Here is a 26,790-nt window from a genome sequence, read left to right on the forward strand (position 1 = left end):
ACGTCCAATACAAGCGATAGCGTGCATCGATAAGCTTGACCTATGGATCAGCGTATCGACCTCCGACATCTGCGGTACTTTCTGGCTGTAGCTGAGGAACTCCACTTCGGCCGTGCCGCCCAGCGGCTGAACATCGCCCAGCCGGCGCTGTCCCAGCAGATCAGGCAGCTTGAGAAGATTGTCGGTGTTGAACTGTTCCGGCGGACCTCCCGAAGCGTCCGCCTCACAGACGCGGGAGCGACGTTCCAGCCACGGGCGAGGGACCTTCTGGGCCGTCTGGCGGCCGACCTCGACGAGGCCGGCCGTGTCGGGCGCGGTGAGGCCGGTCGCCTGGACGTCGCCTTCATCACCTCCGCCACCGCGATCGTCAGCGAACGGCTCCGTGAGTTCTCCCGCCGCCGCCCAGACGTGCAGATCAAGCTGCACGACGGCTTCACGGCCGACGTCCTGGCGGCCCTGGAGCGGGGCACAGCCGACATCGGGATCGTGCGCGATGCCGAGGAGCGAGACGATATCGACCTTTCCCCGCTGACGACGGAACGGTTTGTCGCCGTCATCCCCACCGAGCACCCCGCCGCAAAGGGTGACCATGTGGAAGCAACCACGCTGGCCGCTGACCCGCTGATCCTGTTCCCACGCACAGCAGGAGCTCATGCGTTCGACGTGAACACACAGCCACTGCGCAACGCCGGCATCGACGTCCAGGTCGCGCAGGAGTGCTCGAACTGGCACACCATCATCATGTTCGTCGCCGCCGGCCTTGGCGTCACCATCGCCCCCTACAGCGTCACGACGCTACTCCCCCCAGGCGCCCGGCGTCTCGAACTCGACGGGCCTCCCGCAGTGAGCCGGATCTTCATGGCCACCCGCCGAGGAGACAACCGTCCCCTCGTACAAGCCTTCATCGCTGCATCTGAGTCCGTGACGGGTTGATGCCACGGCCGGACGGCGAGAGCACGTTGACCTGCCGAGCGAGCACCTCCAAGTGCCATGGCCGCTTGAAGGCGGTGCGTAGCCCCACCCGCCGCACCCATCGCTGGGACAACAGCCCGAACCGACCATCCTGAAACCGCCCTATCCGCGCAGCCTCTCAGCCGGCGTGCGTGGAGAACAGTCCGCCGGTCGGGCCCTGCTTGTCGCCGCCCTGGGCCTTCTTCAGGGCGTTGGCGAGGCTCTCGATGGTGAGGGACTGGAGGATCACCCGGCCGTTGCCCTCCAGCGTGGCCAGGGACAGGCCCTCGCCGCCGAACACGGCGTTCATCAGGCCCTGGCGGTTGAGGCCGCCGACGCGCTGGACGCCGTACTGGATGCCCTCCTCGAAGGCGACCACACAGCCGGTGTCGACCTCGATGCGGCCGCCGAAGTCCGCCGGGTTCAGATCGATGAAGTTGCCCGCGCCGGCGATGATCACCGTGCCGTGCCCGGTGAACTTCTCCAGGATGAAGCCCTCGCCGCCGCTCATGCCGGTGCGGCCGCCGGCGAAGGCGATGCCGAAGTCGACGGTGGACTCGGCGGCCACGAAGGCGTCCTTCTCGGCGAACCACGCGCGCGTGCCGTCCAGCTCCAGGGCGCGCATCTCACCGGGGAGCACGCCCGCGAAGCCGACCGTGCCCTCGCCGCCCTGGGCGGTGAAGTACTGGAAGGCCAGCGACTCACCGGCGAGCATGCGCTGGCCGACCTGCATGGCGGTGCCCATGGCCTGGCGGAGCAGGCCGCCCATGCCGCCACCCGAGCCGCCCTGCTGCTGCCCGCCGCTGCCGGACGGGCCGGACAGCCGCGTCTCCATGGTCACGTTCACCGTCTTGAACAGGAACTTCCCGGCCTCGCAGTACACGGTCTGGCCGGGGTGCAGGTTGACGACCGCCATCTGCATGGCGTTGCCGACGATCTCTTGCTTCAGGGTCACGAGGGGAGAACGCGATAGGAGGGGGGAAGAGTTCCGGCAGCCCGGAGCTGGGGTCCGCGAGGGTGACGCGTGGGGCGCCCCGGTGCTGTCCCGCCGGGGCGCCCCACGCGCGCGTGGAGGGCGTCAGCGGCGGGGTCAGCCGCCGAGTTCCTGGTGGCGGGCGGCGAGGCCGCTCGCGCCCTGCTCGGTCAGGGAGCCGAACAGACGCAGCCGGGAGATGCCGCCGTCGGGGAAGATGTCGATCCGCGCGTGGGTGCCGACCGCCGGCTCGGGCAGCACGAAGCGGTGGCTGGTGTCGGGCTGGAGGCGCGTGCGCGGCAGGATCCGCGTCCACTCGCCGTTCTCGCCGTCCTTGACGGAGACCGAGGCCCAGCCGGCGCTGTTGCCCTTGAGGTAGGCGGTGTCGATCTCGATCGCGCGGATCTGGGACTGGGCGGCGAGCCGGTAGCTGATCCAGTCGTTGCCCTGGTCGCGGCGGCGGCGGGTCTCCCAGCCGTCGTCCATCTTGCGGGAGCGGCCCGGCTGGATGGTGTTGGTGGCCGGGGAGTAGAAGAGGTCGGAGGCGTCCTCGACCTGGCCGCCGTTCTCCAGGGCGACCACGTCGAAGGTGCCGAGGACCGCCAGCCACTCGGGATCGGGGACCACCTCGCCGTACACGCGCAGCCGGGCGATGCCGCCGTCGGGGTGCTGGTTGACCCGCAGGTGCGTGAAGCGCTGCTCGACGGAGACGGCGAAGCCGTTCGCCGCGTGGCCGCCGACGGCGGTGCGCGGGACGATCGTCGTCCACTTCACGTCGTCGCCCAGCAGTTCCTCCGGGGACGGGGAGCCGGGTACGGACGTGGCCTCGGCCGAGACGGCCTGCGGGTAGTTGCCGCGGAAGTGGGCGGTGTCGACGACGATCCCGCGGATCACCCCGGGCGCGCCGAGGCGGACCAGCGCCCAGTCGTGGTCCTCGGCGGTCGGCCACGGGTGCTCGGCGGAGGTGCCGCGCCGACGGCGGGTCTCCCAGCCGTCCATGATCTTCCCCTTGTGCCCGAAGTGCTCGGGGTCGAACTCGGCCCGCTCGGGCACCAGCAGGTTCTCCCGCTGGGCGAAGAACTCGTCGTTGGCGGCGATGACACCGGCGCCGAGTCGCCGGTCGGCGAGGTTGGCGTACTGGGTGAAGGGGAAGTCGGCGGTGCGGTAGTCCGCGTACGGGTCGCCGCCTCCGTAGGGGTTCGCGTCGCCGGTGAAGCTCGGTATCGCCGTCACGGTGATCAGGGGGTCCTTTCTGGAGTCGGCCGGTGCGGGTTGGGGGGGGTGGCTCACTGGGCGCGGGCGAGCAGCCTGCCCTTCGGCGCGGTGAACTCGCCGTCCGCGACGATGCGTTCGCCGCGCAGCCAGGTGGACTTGACGACGCCGTACAGGGTCCTGCCGGCGTAGGCGGTGACCCGGTTGCGGTGCTGGAGGCCGGCCGGGTCGACGGTGAAGGTCTCGTCGGGGGCGAGGACGGCGAAGTCGGCGTCGTGGCCCGGGGCGATGGCACCCTTGGAGGCGCCGAGGCCGACGAGGGCGGCGGTCCGCGTGGACATCCAGCGCACCACGTCCTCCAGGCCGTGGCCGCGTTCGCGGGCCTCGGTCCAGACGGCGGACAGGCTGAGCTGGAGGCCGGAGATGCCGCCCCACGCGGTGGCGAAGTCGTCCGTCTTCAGATCGGCGGTGGACGGCGAGTGGTCGGTGACCACGCAGTCGATGGTGCCGTCGGCGAGCGCCTCCCAGAGCAGGTCCTGGTTGGCGGCCTCGCGGATGGGCGGGCAGCACTTGAACTCGCTGGCGCCGTCCGGGACTTCCTCGGCGGTCAGGGTGAGGTAGTGCGGGCAGGTCTCCACGGTGATCCGGACGCCCTCGGCGCGGGCGGCGCGGATCAGCGGCAGCGCGTCGCCGGAGGACAGGTGCAGCACGTGCACGCGCGCGTTCAGACGCCTGGCCTGCGCGATCAGGTTCGCGATGGCGGTGTCCTCGGCGTCGCGCGGGCGGGAGGCGAGGAAGTCGGCGTACCTCGGGCCGCCCTGCTGCGGGGCCGCGGCCAGGTGGTGCGGGTCCTCGGCGTGCACGATGAGCAGCCCGTCGAACCCGGCGATCTCGGCCAGGGACCGGGCGAGCTGCTCCTGGTCGAGGTGCGGGAACTCGTCCACGCCGGACGGGGACAGGAAGGCCTTGAAGCCGAAGACGCCGGCGTCGTGCAGCGGGCGCAGGTCCTTGACGTTGTCGGGCAGGGCGCCGCCCCAGAAGCCGACGTCGATGTGCGCCTTGTTCCGGGCGACGTCCTGCTTGATCCGCAGGTGCTCGACCGTGGTGGTCGGCGGCAGGGAGTTGAGCGGCATGTCGACCAGGGTGGTGATGCCGCCGGCCGCCGCCGCGCGGGTGGCGGTCCAGAAGCCCTCCCACTCGGTGCGGCCCGGGTCGTTGACGTGCACGTGGGTGTCGACCAGGCCGGGCAGCAGGACGTGGTCGCCGACGTCCTCCAGCCGCGCGGTGGCCGGGACCTCGGCGTCGTACGGCAGGACGGCCGTGATCGTCCCGGCGGACACGGTGACGGTGGCGGCCCGCGTCCCTTCCGGAGTGATCACGCGCGTGGAGCGCAGCACCAGTTCAGCGTCGGACACCCGAACCCCTCTCTCTACCGCCGTTTTACGTCCAGGAAACGGGATTTACACCCACGTAACGGATTTCAACGTTCTGTTGAAGGAGTCTTCACTCCCGCTTCCGCGTCGTCAAGAGGCGCACTTCTGAGCATCACGGAAGCGGTGACAGCTCTGGACGTTTCCACAAAGCGGAATTAGAATTCCAGCAAGCAGAACGTAGCTATGTACAAGCAGGGAGTCAACCGACTGCCGGGTAGGCTTCTGCTCTCCCCGCCAGTCCCGAAAGGAACGCGCCGTGCCGACGTCCAGCGCCAGCACCACCGACTCCGCCAAGCCCTCCGCCGCCGGCGGGGTGCAGTCCCTGGAGCGCGCCTTCGACCTGCTCGAGCGGATGGCGGACGCGGGCGGCGAGGTGGGTCTGAGCGAGCTGTCCGCGGCGAGCGGGCTGCCCCTGCCGACCATCCACCGGCTCATGCGCACGCTGGTCGCCTGCGGCTACGTCCGCCAGCAGGCCAACCGGCGCTACGCCCTCGGGCCCCGCCTGATCCGCCTCGGCGAGTCCGCGTCCCGGCTGCTCGGCACCTGGGCGCGGCCGTACCTGGCCCGGCTGGTGGAGGAGACCGGCGAGACGGCGAACATGGCGCTGCTCGACGGGGACGAGATCGTGTACGTGGCCCAGGTGCCGTCGAAGCACTCGATGCGGATGTTCACCGAGGTCGGCCGCCGGGTGCTGCCGCACTCGACCGGCGTGGGCAAGGCGCTGCTGGCCGGGGTGCCGGACGACGAGGTGCGGGCGCTGCTGGCCCGGACGGGCATGCCGGCCGCCACGGAGAAGACCATCACCACGCCTGAGGGGTTCCTGGCGGCGCTGGAGGAGGTGCGGCGGATGGGCTACGCGGTGGACGACAACGAGCAGGAGGTCGGGGTGCGGTGCCTCGCGGTGTCCGTGCCGGACTCCCCCACGGCGGCCGCCATCTCCATCTCCGGACCGGCGGGACGCGTCACGGAAGCGGCCACCGACAAGATCGTGCCGGTGCTCCAGCAGATCGCCGGCGAACTGTCGGCGGCACTGATCAGCCAGAACCAGGGCTGACGGGGGCGCCGGTACGACGGCCGGCCCGACGGCGATGGTCATAACTCGGCCCGACGGCCAGGGCAGATCAGCACGCCGGTGCGAGCTGATCCCTACGGCGCCCGGGAAGTCAGGGACGTCCCCTTCGAGGGCGACGAGGAGATCACCGTCCAGCCCGACAGTCGGGGCAGCTCAACACGACACCGGGAGCTTCACCACGACGCCCCGGGACCCCGAGACGTCCCCTTCAAGGGCGACGAAGAGATCACCGTCCAGCCCGACAGTCGGGGCAGCTCAACACGACACCGGGAGCTTCACCACGACGACCGCCAGGGAGTCGGAGGTGCCCGATTCGAGGGCGGCAGCCATCTGGGGCCGCTCGGCTCGCTCGGCCATGGTGGAACCCGGGCCGACTCCGAGGACGCCCTGCACGACGTCCAGCGCCACACCTGCCGCCGGTGACCGGCGCCGGACCACCCGGCCATGCCCCTGCCACGGGGCCACCGGGCCGGGCTCACGCGCGGATGAGTAGCCGTACTCATGCGCCCCTTCCGCCCGCCCGGACAGGGTGGCGGCATGGACCTGCCCGTCGCCCCGCCGGCCTTCGACGCCACCGCCGGTCCCGGGCCGCGCCGCCGTGCCGACCCTGGTGCCGATGTCGGAGCCGGGTGCGGGCTGGTGTTCCTGGAACTGGTCGCCCTGGTGGTGATCTTCGGGCTCTGGGCGTTGTCCGGGTGGAATCTCGACCCGGCCAGGACCGTCACGACCGACCCGTTGTGGAACTACCTGGCCGCGGCCGGCGGAGTCGGCGTCCTCGCCCTCGTGGCGGGCCTGATCGCCGCGCGGGCCGGGGCCGTCGTCACGGTGGCCACCCAGGCCGTCATGGCCACCCTGGTGTGCCTCATCGTCTTCGGCGGGGCCGCGGCGCAGTCCCACGAGGACCAGTTCTGCCGTGACATGCCGTCGGCCTCGGGCTGCCGGGACGCGCGGCCGTAGCGGGCGGCTAGGCGCGGGGCGGTTCGCCGAACAGGTCCACGGCGTCGCGCACCTGGGACAGCCCTCGGGCCAGCGCGCTCATCGAGCCGATCGCGCCGGCGATCAGTAACAGGGAGTTGCGCAGGCGCGGGATCTCCGGCAGACCGTTGGCGGCCATCGCGGCCATCGCCGCGAGCTCGTCCTCGGCTATCGCCCGGTCGGGGAAGTCCGCGGGCAACGCGGCGAGTTCGCGGCGCAAACGGGACACCGCGGTCCGCAGTTCCGCCACCCTCGGCTCCTCGTCGCTGCCGGTCACTGGCCTCTGCCCCAAGCTCCGCAACACAGCCCTCCCCCCTGACACGCCGTCGTGCGCGGGCCAGTAAACGCCACCCCGTGCGGGAGCGCCACAGCGCGGACCGAAATTCAGCCCAACGGAACCGGCACCGGAAAACCGGCCGATTCGACGGCCGTCGGGTATGCAGGACCCATGACGGACATCCAGGATCTCCAGGGGGACGTCGCGGGGCTGCTGCTCGCCGCCGGCGGCGGCAGACGGCTCGGCGGACGCCCCAAGGCACTGCTGCCGCACCGGGGCCGGCCCCTGGTCGAGCACGCGGTCGGGGTGCTGCGCACGGCCGGGTGCGAGCGGATCCACGTGGTGCTGGGCGCCGCGGCGGACGAGGTGCGGGACCGCGCCCGACTCGACGGCTGTGTGCTGGTCGACAACCCGGACTGGGCGGCGGGCATGGGCTCCTCGCTGCGCGCCGGGCTGGCCTCCCTCGCCGGTACGGGCGTCCGCGCGGCCCTGGTGAGCCTGGTCGACCAGCCCGGCATCGGGCCGGCCGCGACAGCCCGGGTGCTGGGCGCCTACGGGGACGAGACCTCGCTGGTCTCGGCCGCCTACGCGGGGGTACGCGGGCACCCGGTGCTGTTCGGTGCCGCGCACTGGGCGGGCATCGCGGAGACGGCCACCGGGGACCGCGGGGCGCGGGCCTATCTGAAGGCGCACGAGGGGGAGATACGGCTCGTGGAGTGCGCGGACGTCGCCGAGCCGTACGACATCGACACGGAGGCCGACCTGAACCACCTTCGGTGAACGGGGGTGGCACCGGGCGCCACCTTGCCTCGACTCGGAGAATCTCGACATCAACAAACCATTGAACTTCCACGATGAGGAAACTACTATCCACTGATCAGAAGCGCCTGTCCGCACAGTCGGCGCTCACTGTCCTGTTCGTGCCACTTGGCACCCGGTGCCACCGCTGAAGGAAGTGACAGCTCATGTCCGCACCAGCGCCGTCCCCGCTGGCCATCGTCGACGCCGAGCCCCTGCCCCGGCAGGAGGAGGTCCTCACGGACGCGGCGCTCGCCTTCGTGGCGGAGCTGCACCGGCGGTTCACCCCGCGCCGTGACGAACTCCTGGCCCGCCGGGCCGAGCGCCGCGCCGAGATCGCCCGCACCTCCACGCTCGACTTCCTGCCGGAGACGGCCGCGATCCGCGCGGACGACTCCTGGAAGGTCGCCCATGCCCCGGCCGCGCTGAACGACCGGCGCGTCGAGATCACCGGCCCGACCGACCGGAAGATGACCATCAACGCGCTCAACTCGGGCGCGAAGGTCTGGCTCGCCGACTTCGAGGACGCCTCCGCCCCCACCTGGGAGAACGTCGTCCTCGGCCAGCTCAACCTGATCGACGCCTACAGCCGGAAGATCGACTTCACCGACGAGCGCACCGGCAAGTCGTACGCCCTGCGGCCGAACGAGGAGCTGGCGACCGTCGTCATGCGCCCGCGCGGCTGGCACCTGGACGAGCGGCACCTGACCGACGCCGACGGCCGCGCCGTGCCCGGCGCCCTCGTCGACTTCGGCCTGTACTTCTTCCACAACGCGCAGCGGCTGCTCGACCTCGGCAAGGGCCCGTACTTCTACCTGCCGAAGACCGAGTCGCACCTCGAAGCCCGCCTGTGGAACGAGGTGTTCGTCTTCGCGCAGGACTACGTCGGCGTCCCGCAGGGCACCATCCGCGCCACCGTCCTGATCGAGACCATCACGGCCGCGTACGAGATGGAGGAGATCCTCTACGAACTGCGCGACCACGCTTCGGGGTTGAACGCCGGCCGCTGGGACTACCTGTTCTCCATCGTGAAGAACTTCCGTGACGGCGGGGCGAGGTTCGTCCTCCCGGACCGCAACGCGGTGACGATGACCGCCCCGTTCATGCGGGCGTACACCGAACTCCTCGTCCGCACCTGCCACAAGCGCGGCGCGCACGCCATCGGCGGCATGGCCGCCTTCATCCCGTCCCGCAAGGACCCCGAGGTCAACAAGGTCGCCTTCGAGAAGGTCCGCGCCGACAAGGACCGCGAGGCGAACGACGGTTTCGACGGCTCCTGGGTCGCCCACCCCGACCTCGTCCCGATCGCCATGGAGTCCTTCGACAAGGTCCTCGGCGACAAGCCGAACCAGAAGGACCGCCTCCGCGAGGACGTCCACGTCGAGGCGGCCGACCTGATCGCCATCGACTCCCTGGACGCCAAGCCGACGTACGCGGGTCTGGTCAATGCCGTCCAGGTCGGCATCCGGTACATCGAGGCCTGGCTGCGTGGCCTCGGTGCGGTCGCCATCTTCAACCTGATGGAGGACGCGGCCACCGCCGAGATCTCCCGCTCGCAGATCTGGCAGTGGATCAACGCCGGCGTCGAGTTCGAGAACGGCGACCGGGCCACGCCGGAGCTGGCCCGCAAGGTCGCCGCCGAGGAACTGGACGCCATCCGCAAGGAGATCGGCGAGGAGGCCTTCGCCGCCGGGCACTGGCAGGAGGCGCACGACCTGCTGCTGCGGGTGGCCCTCGACGAGGACTACGCCGACTTCCTCACGCTGCCGGCGTACCAGCAGCTGCGCGGCTGAGGCCAGGCCCGTCCGGGTGGCCCCGGGGGCGTTCCCGGGGCCATTCGGCGGGTCATCCGAGGTGCACCGACCAGTCCTGCTCCGCCGCCGGCTTGCCGTGCAGGTCGGGCACCCGCTTCAGCCAGTCCGGCCGGCCCGCCTGTGTCTTCTGCGCGCGGGCGGCCTCCTCGGCGGCCAGCTCCTCACGGCTCGGGAAGTCGGTGGGCAGCCACTCCGGGGAGAGCCGGACCCGGTCCAGGAGGTAGCCGACATAGGCGTCCCGCACGTCGTCGGGCGTGGCGAACCCGGCGTCCTCGGCGAGCCAGGCGTCCGGCACCTCGGCGACGATCCCGCGCAGCAGCTCCTCCGTCACCCGGGGCGCCAGTTCGGCGTCGGCGGCGCGCACGTCGGGTCCGTAGTGGCCGAGGGCGTGGTGCCGGAAGTCGTACCGCCGGCCGGGGGCCGTGGTGTCCCAGCGGTGGTGGAAGACGAGGGCGGCGCCGTGGTCGATCAGCCACAGGCACGCGGGCGCGGTGCCGAGCGTGGGCCAGACCATCAGGTTGGAGCTGTGCACCGTGCGGTCGACGTTCACGGTCAGCGCGTCCAGCCAGACGATCCGGCCGGCCTCCAGCGGGTCCACCGGGAACGTCCGGGCGACCTCCGGGGTGAAGTCCCTGGCGCCCGGCAGATAGTCCATGCCGAGATTGACGCCCGCGCTGACGCTGTGCAGCTCGCGCACCTCCTGGTGTTCCTCCCCGGCGGCGATGGCCGGGTCGAAGTGCACGAGGACCAGCTCGGGGAAGCGCAGGCCGAGCGCACGGGCGAGTTCACCGACGATGACCTCGGCGACGAGCGCCTTGTGCCCCTGCGCGGAACCGGTGAACTTCACGACGTACGTGCCGAGGTCGTCGGCCTCCACGACGCCGGGCACGGAGCCGCCGGAGCGGAGGGGGGTCACGTATCGAACAGCAGTCACGTCGCGCAGCACACCGGCCAGACTACGGCAGGTCAGCCGTTGGCCAGCGGGTTCGGCAGCGGCAGGTAGCGGGCGTCCGCGCCGTCCGCGCCGGTCCAGCGCAGGAGCAGGTTGGTCTTGCCGGGCAGGGTCGGCGCGGTGAGCAGGACGGGGATCTCGGGGAGGTCGTGGCGGGCGAGTTCCCGGCGGGCGGCGGGCCAGGGGTCGAGGCCGGGATGGTGGTCGGTGAGGGCGCCGGCGATCTCGACGAGGTGGTTGACGACCAGGCAGTACACCAGTCGCTCCCAGCCGGCGGCCCGGGTGACGTCCGGCAGCAGCTTGGCGCCCTCCGCGTCCCGGAACAGTGCCTGCACGGGCGTGCCGGCCGTGTCCACGGCGACGAGCGTGTTCTGGAGGTGGGCCTCCAGGACCACCCCGTGGTCGTCGAACGCGGTCAGGGCGGGCGGCACGACCTGCCGTAGGTACGCCTCCCACCAGGCGGCCGGGTCGGTCGTGGAGGCGAGCGGGCTGCCCTCGAAGCCCTCGGCGAGGCCCGCCGCGAGCAGGGGGGTGGCGCCCGGCAGCAGGTGCCCGCGCAGCCCGTCGCGGACCAGGACGGCCAGTTCCTCGAAGGCGAACGCGGCGGTGCGGTAGCCGCGGTCGCCGAGCCAGGCCGCGGGCGGGCCCATCGCCGCGAAGGCGTGCTGGGCGGCGGTGTCGGTGCGGCGCAGTTTGTGCAGGTCGTGGCGCCACAGCCGGCGGATGTCGTTGGTGATGCGGACGTCCAGGCTGAACTTCAGGAACAGGTCGCGGCGCGGCTCGTACACCGTGCGGACGGCGGCCGTGGGCCAGGTGTCGAACGGGGTCGTGCCCAGCCGCAGGAGCCGCCCGTCGGCGAAGGCGGGTGCGAGGTCGCGGGCGACGAGGTCGAGCTGCCAGGGGTGGGCGGGCAGCAGGCGGTAGCCGGGCGGGGCGGTGCCGAGGGCGTCCAGGGCCCGGGTGTCGCCCTCCTCGGCCACCTGGTCCTCGCGGACGCCGAGCAGCACCAGCGGGAACCGGGCGTGCGCCTCGGGGGCGTACGGCAGCCAGGACGCGACCGGGCCGCCGCCGCGCGCCTTGGGGGCCGGGTGGTGGGGGTGGCCGGTGAGCAGGGACTGCTCGGAGCGCAGGTACGGGTCGTCGGGCGCCGTGGCCCGGGCGCGGGCGGTGAGCAGGGCGGCGATCGCGTCCCGGCTGTCGATCATCTCGGCGGGCAGGTCGCCGCCGGGCAGCCCGGTGACCCGGCGCAGCTCCTCGGCGACCAGTTTGACCAGCTCCGTGTGGCCGATGCGGCGCCAGCCCCCCGCCGAGTACAGCTCGGGGTCGGCGGGGCGCCGCCCGGGGCGCACCCGCAGCAGCCGGCCGTCCGGCAGCCGGTGGACGCGGCGGTCCCCGGCGTCCGGGACCGGTTCGGCGACCTCGCGCAGGAGGCAGTTGAGCAGGGGCGCGGTCGCGTACGCGTCGGCGCGGCGGCCGACGGCGCCGTCGGGGGGTGTGAGGTCCACGCGATCCATTCGTTCTTCGTCCAGGGGCCCGCGGTCTTCCCCCTGGGCACGCCGGGTGTGCCGTGGGGGAGCCGGTGACGATCAGTATGGCTCCCGTCCCGGACAATTGTGTCGTGCCCCGTGTACCCGAGGAGCCGACCGTGCACCGTCCCCCGACCGCCGACGCCGAGATCGCCGAGGAGCTGGCCGCCGTCCGGCCCGCGCTGCTGCCCCGGTACGCGGCGGAGCTGCCCGGTGCCCGCGCCGCCGTGCTGACCCGGCTGTGGCGGGCGCTGGCCCACGAGCCGCTGCCGTGGCTGACCGGCCGGGTGTCCGGGGCGGACGGCCTCACCCTCCGCCTGGCGGACGGACGGACCCTGCACGGGCCGCACGCGGATCCGTACGCCACGAGCGCGTACGTCACCGCCGTACGCCTGGACCGGGAGCGGTACGACGATCCGGCGCGGCTGATGACCGCGCTCGGGGTGCCGCACGCGTCCGCCTTCGCCGTGGAGCTGGCGCACAGCGTGGCCTCGCTGGCGCTGTCCCGGGCCGGTGCCGATCACCCGAAGGAGTGGCCGGTGGAAGGCGGGGGGAGGGACTGGGAGTGGGAGCAGCGGGTGGTCGACGGGCACCCGTACCACCCCAACTGCCGTTCCCGGCCGGGCTTCTCGGTGGCGGACCAGCTCGCGTACGGCCCCGAGCACGGGCCGGTGGTGGAGCTGGGGACGGTGCCGGTGCCGGCGGACGGGTGCCTGGTGTCCGGCGACTGGCCGGCCGAGCTGCGCGACGGCGACCGCCTCCTGGTGCCGGTCCACCCGTGGCAGGCCGCGCGGGTGCTCGGGCGGCCGTACGACGCCTGGCGTCCCGCCCGGCCGCTGATGTCCCTGCGCACGCTGGCGGTGCCCGGCGGCCCCCACGTGAAGACCGCGCTGAGCGCCCGGCTGACGTCGTCGGTGCGGGACATCTCCGTGTACTCGGTGCGGGCAGCGGCGGCGCTGTCCGCGTTCGCCGAGGACCTGGCGGCGCGCACGGACGGCCTGCTGCACGTCACCCGCACGCTGGGGGCGGTCACGGCCCACTCCCCCGACCTGGCCGCACTGCTGCGGGAGTCGCCGGAGGTGTACACCGCTCCGGGTGAGCGCGTCCTCCCGGTGGCCGCCCTCGCCACCACGTCCCTGCCCGGCTCCCCCGCCTGGCTGGCCGCGTTCACCCGGCTGACGCTCACGGTCGGCCTGCGGCTGCTGGATCTCGGCGTGGCCCTGGAGGCCCACGGCCAGAACCTCCTGGTCGTCCTGTCGGCCGACGGCACCCCGCTGCGCCTGGTCTACCGCGACCTGGCGGACATCCGGATCAGCCCGGCCCGCCTGACCCGTCACGGCATCACCCCGCCGGCCCTCACGGGCCGTCTGGTCACCGACGACGACACGGCCCTGCGCCGCAAGCTGTTCGGATCCCTGGTGGCGGGGGCGCTGGCGGGTACGGCGGGCTCGGGCCCGGCACTGGACACGGCGCTGCGGGCCGCCCTGCCCGATCTGCCGTCCGGCCCGGACCTGGCGCCCCTGCGCGAAGGCCCGCTTCCGGCGAAGGCGTTGACGCTGATGCGTCTGTCACCCGACCACGCCGGTGACATCTGGACGGCTCTGCCTCATCCTCACGCGGTGCCGCCCCCGGACCGGGGCTGATTTTGCGTCATGTTGCCTCACTGAAAAGGCCGTTGCTCTACGATTCGCCGTCCGGCGGTGTACCCCTGATGAGCCAGCCAGGACACGAGAACTTCGAGAGCGGAAGATGACTGACGACGACCGCAGTGACAGCCTGATGTCGCCGATCCGGCCCGAAGAGCTGGATCCGGGGGCCGTGATCGCCCAGTCACTCGACAACCAATGGGTCCCCGCGCAGCTCACCCGGGAGATGATCGAGCGCGGTGAGTCCCTGGACCAGGTGGACCACCGACGCGTGCGGGAGGTGCGGGCCGAGTACTTCCGCAGCCTCATCAACGCCAGCCAGGTCGTGATCAACCGGGCGTACTTCTACAACAACGACGCGATCAGCCGCGACCTCGTCGAGGAGGGGGAGGCCCGCGCGGCGCACCGCAAGCTGCTCGCCTCGGGCGCGATCGTCCCCTTCCTGCTTCGGGAACGCCACCCGGCCGAGGACCCGCCGGCCCACCTCCACCTGCGGCGCGAGGGCTTCACCGCCTGGCAGGAAACGCTGGCGGGCATGTCCGCGAGCGACCGGGTGCGCTGCGTGCGCATGTCCTGGGACGACTCCGCCGGCGACCAGGAGAACCTGGACCGCACCCGGATCCGGCTCTACCAGCCGTTCACCGAGAAGGTCCAGGGGCTCACGGCGAAGGACATCGACATCCTCGCCGCGCAGGTCGGCGTGGCCCGCGAGGACACGGACCGGTTCGGTGAACGGCTCGGCGAGGTGGTCGCGTTCAGCAACGGCCTCAGCGTGCGCAGGCAGCCGGTCGTGCGCAACACCCTGTACGAGGAGTTCGTGACCGTCCCGGGCACGAACGTGGCGGATGGCAGATACGACCGCGCCAAGCCCTTCGCGGCGGAGATAAAGCAGCTCCTGGACCTCATCTACAACGTCAACCTGGCCGACGCCCTGGGGCGTTACCCCCTCACCCCGGTCGGCAGCCTGCGGCGCGTGGTGCTGCAGGAGGCCCGCGAGGCCACGTCCGCCACCGTCGGTGTCGTCCAGGACCCGGAGCAACTGCTGACGTTCCTGCGGCAGCAGACCTTCGCCGTCGTACAGGACCACCTGACGCCGCAGGCGGTGAACGACCTGACCCTGCACGACATCTGGCGGCTGCGGCAGAGCCCCGTCTGGAACTCCTACATCAAGGCGTTCGGCGCGCTGACCGCCGCGCCGGAGACGTTCCACGAGAGCGTCGGGCAGGTCTTCGACTCCTACGTCCGGCTCAACTCGGAGATCCTCCGGCTCGCGCGGGAGCGCCGGCAGGCCCGGCCGGCCCCCTGGCGCCCGGTGGTCGAGGTCGTCGTCACGGTGGGCGCGGCCGTGTTCACCGCCGTCAGCGGCAACGACATCTGGCAGGTCGCCGGTACGGTCCTGCCGCTCACGGTGAGCGGCTCGCTGACCGGCTCGGTGCAACTGGTGCTGCGCAACCACATCGCCGGCCGGCAGGAACAGAGATTCGCTCGCGAAATCGCCTCCGTACGTCTGGCCAGTGGACGAGAATGGGCGCAGTTCCACGACCTGGTGCGACGCCTGCCCGGGTACCGGGGCACGGCGGACCGGGCTCCGACGGGCACGGCGTCGACGACCACCCAGGACAACGAGGACCTGCCCGACTACTGAGGGACCGATGAGCCGGAGGATCGCTTTGACCAGCCTGCCGAGGCCCCGATGAACCGCTACGAGGCACTGCGCCGGGACGTCCCGGAGTGGTTCCGCGACGATCCCGAAGGGGTCCGGATCCTCACGGACCCGGCACTGATCCGCGACGCCCGCCGCCAGGCGACCGCGGCCGGGCACACCGGCCACGGCGGCGTGTTCGGCGCCCTGTGGGCACGGCTGCGGGCCGTGCTGCGGCCGGTCCCCGAGGGTGTCGTGTCGGCCGACCGCTACCTGTGGTACCTGCGCGACCCGGTGCGCTTCCCCGACGGCCGCCTCGGCCTGTACGACCGGATCCTGCCGCCCCCGGGCTCCACTCCCGGCGTGGTGGTCCTGCCGCTGCTCGGTCCCGAGAAGAAGGTGGTGCTGATCGAACACCACCGGCACGCCACCCGGAGCCGGCACTGGGAGGTGGTACGCGGCTTCGGGCATCCGGGCGCCACGCCCACCGAGAACGTCACCCGGGAACTGCGGGAGGAGATCGCGGCCACGCCGACAGCGGTGATCCCCCTGGGCGAACTGCACCCCGACACCGGGCTGCTCGCCCACAAGGTCTCCCTCTACGCGGCGTGCGTGGACCGCATCGGCCCGGTCGAGAAGGGCGAGGCGATCCCCCGGGCGGTCACGGTGACGCCGGCCGAGGCGGAGGAGATGGTGGCCGACGGGCGGATCACCGACGGCTTCACGGTCGCGGCGCTGTACCGGGCCCGTCTGGCAGGCGTGTTGAGGACTCCGGCGCCGGACGACGGGACCTGACGGGCGGTCCGGGGCGGCGGGCAGCGGTCGTTTTGGAGGACGGACTGTCTGATCAATAAGATCCGGCGATGATCAGAAGACAACGGCTGGCGGCGGGCGTATGCGCTCTGCTCGCCGCCCTGACGGCCGGGATCGCGTTTCCCGCCGGTGCGGTCGCCGATGAGACGGACCAGGCCGCTCCGAAGGTCGAACTGGTGCTGGACGTCAGCGGTTCCATGCGCACCCGTGACATCGACGGCGGCACCCGGATGGCCGCGGCGAAGCAGGCGTTCAACGAGGTGCTGGACGCGACCCCGGAGGAGGTCCAGCTCGGCATCCGTACGCTCGGCGCCAACTACCGCGGCAACGACCGCAAGGAGGGCTGCAAGGACACCGAGCAGCTCTACCCGGTCGGCCCGCTGAACCGGACCGACGCGAAGACGGCCGTGGCCACGCTGGCACCGACCGGCTGGACGCCGATCGGGCCCGCGCTGCTGAAGGCGGCGGACGACCTGAACGGCGGTGACGGCACCCGCCGTATCGTCCTGATCAGCGACGGCGAGGACACCTGCCAGCCGCTCGACCCGTGCGAGGTGGCCCGGGAGATAGCCGCCAAGGGCATCGGGCTGACCATCGACACCCTGGGCCTGGTGCCGGACGCCAAGACCCGTGACCAGCTCAGCTGCATCGCGGACGCCACCGGCGGCACCTACACCGACGTGCGTCACAAGGAGGAACTCAGCGACCGCGTCGGCGAGTTGGTGGATCGGGCCGCCGAACCGGTGGTCACACCGGTGGCCACCGAGGGCGCGGACCGGTGCGAGAAGGCGCCGGCGCTCAAGTCCGGTCTGTACACCGACCGCGCCGGGTTCGGGCAGCAGCGCTGGTACAAGGTGGACGTCGAGCCCGGTCAGGAACTGCGCGCCTCGGTGAGCGTGGCGGACGACCGGGCCGTCCAGCCGAACTACGGTGTGCTGCTGCGGGCGGTGACCGTGCACGGCCGGGAGATCGTCCGTGGCGAGGCCGCCGGCACCGGCCGTACGGACGTCGTCTCGACCGGGCTGCGCTACCCGAAGCCGGACAGCGACGACGACGCGGCGCCCGCGGAGACGGTGTGCCTCCAGGTCACCAGCTCCTTCTCGGCCGCGTCCGGCGTCAAGACGACCCCCGGTCTGCCGCTGGAGCTGACCGTCGACGTCGTGGACGGACCGTCGGGCCACCACGACGTGGCGGCCTTCGGCCTCGGCCGCGGCTGGTGGCTGCTCGGCACGCTGGTGCTGATCGGCTTCCTCGCCGGTCTGCTGTGGGGCTGGCTGTCGCGTTGGCGGGTCGCCGTCTGGAGGACGAACTGATGCGTATCACACGTGTGCTGGGCGCCGCGCTGCTGGCGCTGGGGCTGGCCGCCGGACCGGCCGCCGCCGACTCCTCGCCCTCCCCGAGCGCCTCCGCCGACGGCGACGCGCCCACCCGGGCGGGCACCTCCTTCCGTACGGCGACCGAGATCGACCAGGGGCAGCAGGCCACCGCCTCCGGCTCCACCGGCGACTACCTGTACTGGTCGTTCCCCGCGGACACCGGGCAGCGCCCCACCGTCAAGGCGACGGTGAAGCTCCCCGACGCGCACGGCTCCGAGACCTGGCAGCTCGACGTGTACGACGGACTGCGCCGCCGCCAGTCCTGCCAGTACGGCGCCCAGTCCCGCACCGCCGCGCAGGGCGCCGCCTCCGTCGAACTGGCCTGTGTGCTGCGCACGGTGCGCGGCTGGGCGGAGCCGTGGGCCAATGACCCGCTGCCGGGCACGTACTACGTCCGGCTGACGGTGGTGGACCTCGGCGCCGCCGACCTCGGAAAGCCGGTGAGCGCGGAGGTGCGCGTCGACTCCAAGGGCATCGGCGGCCCGGCGGCCGTGGACGGCTCGCTGGGCAAGCCGCTCGTCCCCGGGATCGCCGTCAAGTCGGAGGAGGACAAGGACGGTGCGAAGGGTGCCGTGCTGTCCAGCTTCGGCTCGGACGACGGCTGGTCGTCCGGGTGGTGGTCCGACCGGTGGGTGTGGACCGGGATCGGCGCGGTGCTGGCCGCGCTCGCCGGGATCGGCGGCTACGTGCTGACGCGGGGCGCCGGACGGCCGTCGCGGGTGCCGCCGAACGTGTGAGCCGATGCAGCGCCAAGGCCCGCCTGACGGCGGGCCTTTCCGCTCGCCGGACGGTCACGCCTCCCGCAGTGCCTTGGCGAGCGTGCCGTCCCCGGTCACCGTCACCCGGCCGTCCCGCACCGCGTCCGGCAGCCCCGTCTCCCCGCGGGCGATGGCTTCGCAGGTCGCCGCGTCCATCACCAAGCGCGCGTCCGCCTCGCCGGGCGCGGGCCCGTCGCCGTACACCGGCCCCTCCTCCGCGCCGACGTGGAGGTGGAAGTCCCCCTCCTCCAGGCCGACTTCCACGACACCCTCGCCGTCCAGCGCCCGCAGCAGCGGCAGTGCGAACCAGTGCGCGCGGACCGCGTCGGTGGGCCTGCGCTCCCCCAGCTCTTCCTCACCCCACGCGCCCAGCGCTTGCAGTACGGGCAGCAACTGGCGCCCGCGTGCGGTGAGTTCGTACACGTACGCCGCACCCGGCGGGGGCAGCCGCCGTCTGGTGGTGAGCCCGTCCCGTTCCATGTCCTTCAGCCGCGAGGCGAGTACGTCCGTGCTGACGCCGGGCAGGTCCGCGTGCAGGTCCGTGTAGCGGCGCGGGCCGGCGAGCAGTTCGCGGACGATCAGCAGGGTCCAGCGGTCGCCGACGAGGTCGAGGGCGCGGGCTGCGGAGCAGTACTGGTCGTAGCTTCGGCGAGGTGACATGCGACGCAGTCTAGACGCGTTGTTGGACTTTCCAAGCTCCCGCTTGGTAAAACCAAGCAACACGAGTTTCCGGAGGGGCGCATGGAGTTCCGGCAGTCCAACAAGCTCAGCGAGGTGTGCTACGAGATCCGCGGCCCGGTGATCGAGCACGCCAACGCGCTGGAGGAGGCGGGGCACAGCGTGCTGCGCCTGAACACCGGCAACCCCGCGGCCTTCGGATTCGAGGCGCCGGAGGAGATCCTCCAGGACATGATCAGGATGCTGCCGCGGGCACACGGCTACACGGACTCCCGCGGTGTCCTCTCCGCCCGTCGCGCGGTCGCCCAGCGCTACCAGAACCTGGGCCTCGACGTGGACGTGGACGACGTCTACCTGGGCAACGGCGTCTCGGAGCTGGTCTCCATGGCCGTCCAGGCGCTGATCGAGGACGGGGACGAAGTCCTCATCCCCGCACCGGACTTCCCCCTCTGGACGGCCGTCACCACGCTGGCCGGCGGCAAGGCCGTGCACTACCTGTGCGACGAACAGGCCGACTGGAACCCGGACCTGGCCGACATGGCGTCGAAGATCACCGACCGCACCAAGGCCGTGGTCATCATCAACCCGAACAACCCGACCGGCGCGGTCTACCCGAAGGAGGTCGTCGAGGGCATCCTCGACCTGGCCCGCCGGCACGGCCTGATGGTGTTCGCCGACGAGATCTACGACCAGATCCTCTACGACGACGCCGTCCACCACTCGGCCGCGGCGCTCGCCCCCGACCTCGTCGTCCTCACCTTCTGCGGCCTGTCCAAGACGTACCGGGTGGCGGGCTTCCGCTCCGGCTGGCTGGTGGTCACCGGGCCGAAACAGCACGCCAAGGACTACCTGGAGGGCCTGACGATGCTGGCCTCCATGCGGCTGTGCGCCAACGCGCCCGCCCAGTACGCCATCCAGGCCGCCCTCGGCGGACGCCAGTCCATCGGCGAACTCACCGTGCCCGGCGGCCGGTTGTACGAGCAGCGGAACGTGGCCTGGGAGAAGCTCAACGAGATCCCGGGCGTGTCCTGCGTCAAACCCAAGGGCGCGCTGTACGCGTTCCCGCGCATCGACCCCAAGGTGCACCCCATCCACGACGACGAGAAGTTCGTCCTGGACCTGCTGCTGCGCGAGAAGATCCAGGTGGTCCAGGGCACCGGCTTCAACTGGCCCTCCCCCGACCACTTCCGCATCCTGACCCTGCCGCACGCGGACGACCTGGAAGCGGCGATCGGCCGGATCGGCAGGTTCCTCAGCGGCTACCGGCAGTAGGCGCCTGGCCCGTTTCGCGCGTTCGTGCGAAGATCACCCCCGTTGACGACCGGGGGACGCACGCGGGGCGGGCCGCCCCTCAGCTCTCGGTGCGTGCCCGACCAGCGCGCACCCCCCCCTGGTCCGGTCCGGGCAGACCCGTCAGCCCCGTCAGACCAGGGGGAGCAGCAGTGTTCTCGTACGGACAACGCCGTACGCACGGAACGCGCCGTACGGCCGTCGTCGTGCTGTGCGCGGTGATACTCGGGCTCGCGGTGCCGAGCGCCCGGGCCGCAGAAGAGTCCCGGCCGTCCGCGCCCGCCGCCGGGCAGGAGGCACGGCAGGCCGCGCGCTTCTGGACCGCACAGCGCATGGCCGGCGCACGTCCGCTGGACGCGGCGCGGCACGTGCCGGCGGAGCCGGGAGCGGCGACCGCTGCGGCGGCCCGGCCGAAGGGCACCCTGTTCAAGGGGACCCGCCTGGTGGGGACGTTCTTCGGCGCCGACGGACCGAGCGGCACCACCTGGCACTGCACCGGCAGCGTGATCGACACCAAGGCGCGGAACATCGTCCTCACCGCGGCCCACTGCGCGCTGAACATGAAGGACGACTACATCTTCGTCCCGAAGTTCGTGAAGGGCGCGGCCCCGGACCGGCAGCCGTACGGCATCTTCCACATCCAGCGGATCTTCATCGACCCCCGGTACGTGCCCGACCGCGGCTCCGCCACCACCAAGAAGGCCGTGTCGGACCTGGACACCGCGTTCGCCCGGGTCTCGGCCAACCAGCGGGGCACCTCCCTCCAGGACGCCGTGGGCGGCGGGCTGACCTTCACCCGGCCCACCGGCTACACCCACCGCGGCGTCACCGTCGTCGGCTACCCCTCCCACCGGCACAACAGCGCCGGACGCGCCGTCAAGTGCACGGTCCCGACCCAGCAGCTCCGCGGCTACCGGCAGCTCTCGATGACCTGCGGGGGCTACTACGGCGGGGTGTCCGGCAGCCCGTGGATCACCGACTACAAGGACGACGCCCGCACCGGGCACGTCATCGGCGACCTCGGCGGCTACAACGGCGGCGGCAACGACGCCGAAGTCGACTACATCAGCTACGCCACCGCGTTCGGCGCCGACGCCGCGAACCTCCTCGCCGACGCCGTCGCCGACCAGGCCCCGCCCACCGACCTGCCGCCGTACCGGGGCGTCAAGGGCACCCTGCCGGGCGGCGCCGCACGCTGGCGCAAGGCCGCGCTCCTGGCGTCCGGCGACTACACCGGCGACCGGCACGGCGATCTGCTGGTGGTCTGGTCCGACGGCGGAGTCACCCTGCACCCGGGCGACGGCAAGGGCGGATTCACCGCCGAGAAGCGGCTGCGGCGGGCCAACTCCACCTGGACCCACGCACGGACCCTGACCGGTGGCACCTTCACGGACGGCGCCCGATCCGGCCTGCTGGTGCGCTGGTCCGACGGCGAGGTCACCCTCTACCCGCAGCCCGGCCCCTCCGGCCTGGGCCGGGAGATCCGGATGGCGCCGCCCCGCTCCGCGTGGAAGAACGCCGTCCAGTTCACCTCCGGAGCGTTCCGGGCGGACGGGGGCACGGGGCTGTTGGTCCGCTGGGCCGACGGCGCGCTCACGCTGTACCCGGAGATCGGGGCAGGTGGCCTCGGCAGCGGCACCCGGCTCGTCGCGGCGAACGGCACCTGGACCAAGGCGGCCCTGCTGGCGGCCGGCGACTTCGACGGTACGGCCGGCGGTGACCTGCTGGTGCGCTGGGCGGACGGCGCACTCGACACGTACACCGGCACCTCGGCGGCGGGGCTCGGCACGAGGACGCGGCTGCGCGGCCCGAACGGGCTGTGGCGGCATGCGCAGGCGCTGACGGTCGGCGACTTCCGCCACGGCCGCTCCGGCAACGACCTGGTCGTGCGCTGGTCCGACGGGGAGACGACGCTGTACGCCGACACCGGCACGAAGACGGTCGGCACCGAGCACACGCTGGTCCATCCCGGCACCTGACTTCCCAGGGGGAAATCATGCGAGCGACCACCTGCCTCGCCGTGCTCACGGCCGGCCTGGCGCTGACGGCCTGCGGCACCACCACGACCGCCGCACCGGACGCCACCGCACCGCCCTGCCGGACCGCCTCGCTGACCTGGACGCTGTCCCTGCTCGACGGCGGCGGCACGGAGAAGCGCGACGGCACGGAGAACGTCGGGCGGCCCAACGCGCGGCTCACCGCCGTCAACAAGGGCCCCGGCACCTGTGTGTTCGCGGGCTATCCGGTCCTGGAGCTCCACAACGGCAAGGCGGAGAGCGTCGAGGGCACCGGGCAGGGCCGCCCGGCCGCCCTCGCCCTGCCCGGCAAGGCGTCCGTGACCGTGGACCTGCGCTACACGCGCCGTGGCACGAAGGGCGCGGGCACCTGGTGCGTACGGCAGGGCGAGGCCTCGGTCCGCGCACCGCACGACACCCGTGGCACCGTCGTCCCCGTCACGGACGCGCACGGGAAGGCCACCGTGATCGAAGCCTGTGGGGAGACCCTCGCCCTGGCGGTGCCGCACCGCACACCGGCCGGGTCCTGAGGAACAGTCCTTCGGACCGGGTCCCGCCGGGCAGGGGCCCTCGCCCCACCCTCACCCCGGCGACCGGCCGTCTGGCGCAGTCCGTCCTGCGGGCGGCAGGCGCCCTGTGCCACCGTGCCGTCATGGGTGACCTCTTTCTCGTGCGGCACGGTGAGACCGAGTGGTCGCGGTCCGGGCGGCACACGGGCCGGACCGACGTACCCCTCACCGAGCACGGACGGGAGGAGGCGCGCCGGCTGGCCCCGCTGATCCGCTCGCACCGGATCGGGGCGGCGTTCGTCAGCCCGTCGCAGCGGGCCCGGGAGACCGCCCGGCTCATCGGCATCCCGGACGCGCGGGTCGACGCCGACCTTCGCGAGTGGGACTACGGCGGCTACGAGGGTGTGACCACCGCGGACATCCAGCGGAGCCGGCCCGGCTGGTTCCTGTTCACGGACGGCGTCGCCCCCGGACCGCCGGACCACCCGGGCGAGACCCCGGGGCAGGTCGGGGAGCGCGCCGACCGGATGCTGGCCAAGGTCGACGCGGCGCTCGCCGACACGGAGGGGGTCGTCGTGCTGATCGCCCACGGCCACTTCCTCCGTGTCCTCACCGCCCGCCGCCTGGGCCTGCCGCCCCGGCACGGGGCCCTCTTCCAGCTCGCGACGGGGACGCTGTGCCGACTCGGCACGGAGCACGGCCGACCGGTGATCGCCGGGTGGAACATCCGGCCCCGGGAGGAATGAGGAGCAGGGTGGAGTGAGGCCCCGGGTGGGGTGAGGAGCAGGGAATGTTGTCAGACCCGGGTCGTACTCTGCGAATGGGCCACCCGTCCGACGGTCCGCCACGGCCGCCCGACCGGTGATCCAGCGGGGCCACCCGGCCGACGGACCGGCAGGACCACCCGTCGGCGGTCCCGGCCCACCCCACCGGCCTCATGACAACGCACCGGGAGGAGCCCCCGTGACCCGACCGCCCACCCCCGCGCAGCGGCGGGTGATCGAGGACGCCGATCCGGTCACCGGCCGGCTGCGCGGTACCGAGGCCCAGCTCGCGGCGCTGGTGAAGCGGGGGCTCGCCTTCCGGCATCCCCGGCCGCCGCACGACCACTTCCTCACCCCGGCGGGCCACCGGATACGGGAGGCGGTACCCGAGCCACCGCCGGAACCGGCGCGGGACACCGGCGTGTTCACGGCCCGCGTCGGCGGCGAGGAGGAGCCGCCCGCGTCCGGTCCGGCCCGGCGGCGCGAGGTGCACAGTGCCTGGCAGGGCCTGCTGGAGCTGCGCCGGATGACGAATCCCGACGGCGCGGCGGACCGGCCCTGCGGGTGGGAGCGTACGCATCTGGTGCGGGCCGCGGCGCTCGCGCTGGAGGCGGCCGGGCACCGGCCGGCCGGCGGGGACACGGACGGCTACCGGGTCCGGGCGACCCCGCAGCCGGAGGCGGTGGCGGTGTACGCGCCGGACGCGCCGACGCTGGCGGCGTGCGCGGTCACACTGGAGCGGGCCGGCTGGCAGACGGGCGAGTACACGGAGCCCCGGACGAGAGCGCGCTATCTGCTGGCCTCGCCGCGCCGCGTGTGACCGGCGTGTCAGGATCGGTCGACCGGAAATTCGAACAGGAGAAGGACAAGCAGTGGCCGAACCGTTTTCCGTCCGTGTGACCGTCCGCGGCTACGAGACCGATGTGCAGGGGCATCTCAACCAGGCGGTGTACCTCAACTACGCGGAGCACGCCCGCTGGTCGCTGCTCCAGGCGGCCGGAATCAGCCAGGCCCGGCTGGCGGGGCAGGGCGTGGGGCCGGTGGCGCTGGAGACGACCATCCGCTACCGCCGTGAGCTGCTCGCCGGCGACGAGGTCGACGTGACCTGCGAGTTCGAGTGGGGGGAGGGAAAGACCTTCCGGATCCGGCAGGAGCTCGTGAAGACCGACGGCACCCTGGCGGCCGAGGTGGTCGCGGTGGGCGGCCTGCTGAACCTCACCGAGCGCAAGCTGCTGGCCGACCCCCGGGAGGTGTTCAAGGAGCTGGCGACGGACCCCGGTCTGTTCGGCCTGTAGTCCCCGGCGGAGGCCTACGCGTCGAGCAACTCGGGCTGGTGCTCGGCGTCGTAGGCCGCCCGTGCCTCGGCGACGTACACCCGGTTGCGCTCGGCCCAGTGGGTCAGCCGTTGCAGCGTGTCGTTCAACTCGTGGGCGACGGGCGTGAGTGCGTACTCCACCTTCGGCGGCACCGTGGGATGCACGGTGCGCGTCACCAGGCCGTCCCGTTCCAGGTTGCGCAGGGTGAGGGTGAGCATGCGGCGGCTGATGCCCTCGATGCCGCGCTCCAACTCGGTGAACCGGACGGGTCCGTGCGCGGCGGCGACGAGGATCTGCACGCTCCACTTGCCGGCCACCCTGTCAAGAACTTCGCGGACGGGGCACGCGTACGCGTTCACTGCCTGGACGGTAACACCGGTGTTCCTCTGGGACATCGAACTGCCTCCTTACGGCGGCCTCCAGGGTCACCCACGATGTCCCCCGTTACAAGTCGTGCACCTAGGTGCGCGGGGAGAACCGAGGCGCACAGGAAGAACGGGGAGGCGGCACACGATGTCGGCCATGATCGAGAACAGTCCGTCACCGACGGCGGTGGCTCCGGGAGCACGGTACTCCCGCTGGACCGCCCTCGTCGTGCTGTGCGCGGGCACGCTGATGACGGTACTGGACGGCAACATCGTCACGGTGGCGATGCCCGCCATCCAGAGCGACCTCGGCTTCAGCGGACCCGGGCTGGCCTGGGTCGTCAACGCTTACCTGATCTCCTTCGGCGGACTGCTCCTGCTGGCGGGACGGCTCGGTGACCTGGTGGGCCGCAAGCGGATGTTCACGGCGGGGCTCGCGGTGTTCACGCTGGCGTCGGTGCTGTGCGGGACGGCGACCGGGCAAGGCATGCTGATCGCGGCCCGGGCGGTGCAGGGCGCGGGCGGCGCGATGGCCTCGGCGGTGGTTCTCGGGATGCTGGTGGCGCTGTTCCCCGAGCCGCGTGAACAGGCCCGTGCCATCGCGGCGTTCAGCGCGGTCGGCTCGGCGGGCGGCGCGCTCGGCACCTTCCTCGGCGGCGCCCTGACCGAGGCGCTGAACTGGCACTGGATCTTCCTGATCAACCTGCCGATCGGGGTGGCCGCGTGGCTGGCCGCGGTGCGGGTGCTCACGCCGGAACCCGGCGCCGGGCTGGGCCGGGGCGCCGACTACCCCGGGGCCGCGCTGGTCACCGGCGCACTGATGCTCACGGTGTACGTGATCGTCGGCGCCGGCGAGCGCTCCCGCACCGTCACCCTGCTGCTGGCGGCCCTCGCCCTCGCCCTGTTCGCGGCGTTCGGCCTGCGCCAGGCCCGGGCCGCGCGCCCACTGCTGCGGTTGCGGCTGTTCCGCTCCCGGCTGCTGACCGGCGCCAACGCGGTACAGGTGCTGATGATCGCCACCATGTACGGCTTCCAGTTCATCGGCGCGCTGTATCTGCAGCGGGTGCTGGGGTACGGCGCGCTGGCCACCGGCACCGCGTTCCTGCCGGCTCCGGTCGCGATCGGTGTGCTGATGCTGGGGCTGTCGGCGTGGACCGTGGCCCGGTTCGGCGGGTACCGGGTGCTGCTGGCCGGCCTGGTGCTGATCACGGCGGGCATGGCCCTGCTGGGCCGGGCGCCCGCCGACGGGTCGTACGCCACCGATGTGCTGCCGGCGATGCTGCTGCTGTCCGCCGGGTTCGCGGCGGCCATGCCGGCGCTCACCGGGCTGGCGATGTCGGGCGCCCGGGAGGAGGACGCGGGGCTCGCGTCCGGACTGTTCAACACCACGCAGGTGGTGGGTGGTTCGCTGGGCCTGGCCGTCCTGTCGACGCTCGCCGCGAGCCGCACCGAGGGCCTGCTCGCGGACGGCACACCCCTGTTGCCCGCGACCGCCGAGGGCTACCGGCTGGCGTTCGCGGTGGCGACGGGCATCGCGGCGACGGCCCTGACCCTGGCGGCGCTGGTGCTGCGCGGGCGCCGCGCCTGACACGGGCGAGGACACGGGGCCGGTCACGCCCGGCCCCGGCCGGCGCG

General features: G+C 72.5%; 26 protein-coding genes. 17 read left to right on the forward strand and 9 right to left on the reverse strand.

Features of this window, described 5'->3' with window-relative positions:
- The first annotated feature begins 42 nt into the window (after nucleotides 1-42).
- Nucleotides 43-933 (forward strand): LysR family transcriptional regulator, encoded by an 891-nt coding sequence (locus tag OO52_RS22460; protein WP_030645583.1) that lies wholly within the window; start codon nucleotides 43-45, stop codon nucleotides 931-933.
- A 157-nt stretch (nucleotides 934-1,090) separates the two neighbouring features.
- On the opposite strand, the gene OO52_RS22465 is transcribed toward OO52_RS22460, so the two are convergent.
- From OO52_RS22465 to allB, 3 genes are all read right to left on the reverse strand, one after another.
- Nucleotides 1,091-1,906: an AIM24 family protein gene (locus OO52_RS22465; RefSeq protein WP_030645584.1), complete on the reverse strand. Its 816-nt coding sequence runs from the start codon at nucleotides 1,904-1,906 to the stop codon at nucleotides 1,091-1,093.
- A 135-nt stretch (nucleotides 1,907-2,041) separates the two neighbouring features.
- Nucleotides 2,042-3,157 (reverse strand): allantoicase, encoded by a 1,116-nt coding sequence (gene alc, locus OO52_RS22470; protein ID WP_030645585.1) that lies wholly within the window; start codon nucleotides 3,155-3,157, stop codon nucleotides 2,042-2,044.
- A 53-nt stretch (nucleotides 3,158-3,210) separates the two neighbouring features.
- A complete protein-coding gene (gene allB / locus OO52_RS22475) occupies nucleotides 3,211-4,551 on the reverse strand; it encodes an allantoinase AllB (protein ID WP_030645586.1) in 1,341 nt (446 codons plus the stop codon).
- Between the two features lie 274 nt (nucleotides 4,552-4,825).
- On the opposite strand from allB, the gene OO52_RS22480 reads away from it, so the two are divergent.
- Entirely contained in the window at nucleotides 4,826-5,623 is a 798-nt protein-coding gene (locus OO52_RS22480; protein ID WP_030645588.1) for an IclR family transcriptional regulator, read from the forward strand.
- A gap of 273 nt (nucleotides 5,624-5,896) precedes the next feature.
- On the opposite strand, the gene OO52_RS50925 is transcribed toward OO52_RS22480, so the two are convergent.
- Entirely contained in the window at nucleotides 5,897-6,049 is a 153-nt protein-coding gene (locus OO52_RS50925) for a hypothetical protein (protein WP_158712540.1), read from the reverse strand.
- A gap of 129 nt (nucleotides 6,050-6,178) precedes the next feature.
- Here OO52_RS50925 and OO52_RS22485 point away from each other — a divergent pair, with 129 nt between their 5' ends.
- Nucleotides 6,179-6,598: a DUF6234 family protein gene (locus tag OO52_RS22485; protein ID WP_030645590.1), complete on the forward strand. Its 420-nt coding sequence runs from the start codon at nucleotides 6,179-6,181 to the stop codon at nucleotides 6,596-6,598.
- A 7-nt stretch (nucleotides 6,599-6,605) separates the two neighbouring features.
- Here the strand turns inward: OO52_RS22485 and OO52_RS22490 are convergent, their stop codons facing one another.
- Nucleotides 6,606-6,920: a DUF5955 family protein gene (locus OO52_RS22490; RefSeq protein ID WP_078629702.1), complete on the reverse strand. Its 315-nt coding sequence runs from the start codon at nucleotides 6,918-6,920 to the stop codon at nucleotides 6,606-6,608.
- A 144-nt stretch (nucleotides 6,921-7,064) separates the two neighbouring features.
- Here OO52_RS22490 and OO52_RS22495 point away from each other — a divergent pair, with 144 nt between their 5' ends.
- Together OO52_RS22495 and aceB are read left to right on the forward strand one after the other, a co-directional pair.
- Nucleotides 7,065-7,673 (forward strand): nucleotidyltransferase family protein, encoded by a 609-nt coding sequence (locus OO52_RS22495; protein ID WP_030645595.1) that lies wholly within the window; start codon nucleotides 7,065-7,067, stop codon nucleotides 7,671-7,673.
- Nucleotides 7,674-7,858: 185 nt separating this feature from the next.
- Complete coding sequence (gene aceB / locus OO52_RS22500; protein ID WP_030645597.1) at nucleotides 7,859-9,484, forward strand: malate synthase A; 1,626 nt, start codon at nucleotides 7,859-7,861, stop codon at nucleotides 9,482-9,484.
- A gap of 52 nt (nucleotides 9,485-9,536) precedes the next feature.
- Here aceB and OO52_RS22505 read toward each other — a convergent pair whose 3' ends face one another.
- Nucleotides 9,537-10,451 (reverse strand): HipA family kinase, encoded by a 915-nt coding sequence (locus OO52_RS22505; protein WP_030645600.1) that lies wholly within the window; start codon nucleotides 10,449-10,451, stop codon nucleotides 9,537-9,539.
- A gap of 20 nt (nucleotides 10,452-10,471) precedes the next feature.
- On the reverse strand, nucleotides 10,472-11,971 hold the full coding sequence (locus tag OO52_RS22510) for an IucA/IucC family protein (RefSeq protein WP_030645602.1): 1,500 nt from the start codon (nucleotides 11,969-11,971) through the stop codon (nucleotides 10,472-10,474).
- 131 nt (nucleotides 11,972-12,102) lie between these two features.
- On the opposite strand from OO52_RS22510, the gene OO52_RS22515 reads away from it, so the two are divergent.
- The 5 genes from OO52_RS22515 to OO52_RS22535 all read left to right on the forward strand — a co-directional run bounded on the left by OO52_RS22515 (nucleotide 12,103) and on the right by OO52_RS22535 (nucleotide 18,197).
- Entirely contained in the window at nucleotides 12,103-13,626 is a 1,524-nt protein-coding gene (locus tag OO52_RS22515) for an IucA/IucC family protein (protein ID WP_030645604.1), read from the forward strand.
- A gap of 106 nt (nucleotides 13,627-13,732) precedes the next feature.
- The gene (locus tag OO52_RS22520; RefSeq protein WP_030645606.1) at nucleotides 13,733-15,274 is read left to right on the forward strand and encodes a hypothetical protein; all 1,542 of its coding nucleotides are present in this window, start codon (nucleotides 13,733-13,735) and stop codon (nucleotides 15,272-15,274) included.
- Nucleotides 15,275-15,322: 48 nt separating this feature from the next.
- The gene (locus OO52_RS22525; RefSeq protein ID WP_030645608.1) at nucleotides 15,323-16,066 is read left to right on the forward strand and encodes an NUDIX hydrolase; all 744 of its coding nucleotides are present in this window, start codon (nucleotides 15,323-15,325) and stop codon (nucleotides 16,064-16,066) included.
- A gap of 68 nt (nucleotides 16,067-16,134) precedes the next feature.
- Complete coding sequence (locus OO52_RS22530; RefSeq protein ID WP_030645609.1) at nucleotides 16,135-17,397, forward strand: VWA domain-containing protein; 1,263 nt, start codon at nucleotides 16,135-16,137, stop codon at nucleotides 17,395-17,397.
- Nucleotides 17,397-18,197 carry a hypothetical protein gene (locus OO52_RS22535; RefSeq protein WP_030645610.1) on the forward strand — a complete coding sequence of 267 codons (801 nt, stop codon included), beginning with the start codon at nucleotides 17,397-17,399 and terminating at the stop codon, nucleotides 18,195-18,197. The genes OO52_RS22530 and OO52_RS22535 overlap by 1 nt, the downstream gene beginning before the upstream one ends.
- A 54-nt stretch (nucleotides 18,198-18,251) precedes the next feature.
- Here the strand turns inward: OO52_RS22535 and OO52_RS22540 are convergent, their stop codons facing one another.
- Entirely contained in the window at nucleotides 18,252-18,878 is a 627-nt protein-coding gene (locus OO52_RS22540) for a winged helix-turn-helix transcriptional regulator (RefSeq protein WP_030645611.1), read from the reverse strand.
- Between the two features lie 81 nt (nucleotides 18,879-18,959).
- Here OO52_RS22540 and OO52_RS22545 point away from each other — a divergent pair, with 81 nt between their 5' ends.
- From OO52_RS22545 to OO52_RS22570, 6 genes are all read left to right on the forward strand, one after another.
- On the forward strand, nucleotides 18,960-20,168 hold the full coding sequence (locus tag OO52_RS22545; protein ID WP_030645612.1) for a pyridoxal phosphate-dependent aminotransferase: 1,209 nt from the start codon (nucleotides 18,960-18,962) through the stop codon (nucleotides 20,166-20,168).
- A 170-nt stretch (nucleotides 20,169-20,338) separates the two neighbouring features.
- Entirely contained in the window at nucleotides 20,339-22,165 is a 1,827-nt protein-coding gene (locus OO52_RS22550) for a trypsin-like serine peptidase (protein WP_234339625.1), read from the forward strand.
- 17 nt (nucleotides 22,166-22,182) lie between these two features.
- A complete protein-coding gene (locus OO52_RS22555) occupies nucleotides 22,183-22,731 on the forward strand; it encodes a DUF4232 domain-containing protein (RefSeq protein WP_030645614.1) in 549 nt (182 codons plus the stop codon).
- A 122-nt stretch (nucleotides 22,732-22,853) separates the two neighbouring features.
- Nucleotides 22,854-23,456, forward strand: coding sequence for a histidine phosphatase family protein (locus OO52_RS22560; protein ID WP_030645615.1), 603 nt, complete (start codon nucleotides 22,854-22,856; stop codon nucleotides 23,454-23,456).
- 217 nt (nucleotides 23,457-23,673) lie between these two features.
- Complete coding sequence (locus OO52_RS22565; RefSeq protein ID WP_030645617.1) at nucleotides 23,674-24,294, forward strand: hypothetical protein; 621 nt, start codon at nucleotides 23,674-23,676, stop codon at nucleotides 24,292-24,294.
- A 52-nt stretch (nucleotides 24,295-24,346) separates the two neighbouring features.
- Nucleotides 24,347-24,769: an acyl-CoA thioesterase gene (locus tag OO52_RS22570; RefSeq protein ID WP_030645619.1), complete on the forward strand. Its 423-nt coding sequence runs from the start codon at nucleotides 24,347-24,349 to the stop codon at nucleotides 24,767-24,769.
- A 14-nt stretch (nucleotides 24,770-24,783) separates the two neighbouring features.
- On the opposite strand, the gene OO52_RS22575 is transcribed toward OO52_RS22570, so the two are convergent.
- Nucleotides 24,784-25,185 (reverse strand): winged helix-turn-helix transcriptional regulator, encoded by a 402-nt coding sequence (locus tag OO52_RS22575; protein WP_030645621.1) that lies wholly within the window; start codon nucleotides 25,183-25,185, stop codon nucleotides 24,784-24,786.
- Between the two features lie 118 nt (nucleotides 25,186-25,303).
- On the opposite strand from OO52_RS22575, the gene OO52_RS22580 reads away from it, so the two are divergent.
- Nucleotides 25,304-26,743: an MFS transporter gene (locus tag OO52_RS22580; protein ID WP_030645623.1), complete on the forward strand. Its 1,440-nt coding sequence runs from the start codon at nucleotides 25,304-25,306 to the stop codon at nucleotides 26,741-26,743.
- The last annotated feature ends 47 nt before the right edge of the window (nucleotides 26,744-26,790 follow it).

This window comes from Streptomyces flaveolus (assembly GCF_000716535.1).
GTDB classification, from domain to species: domain Bacteria; phylum Actinomycetota; class Actinomycetes; order Streptomycetales; family Streptomycetaceae; genus Streptomyces; species Streptomyces flaveolus_A.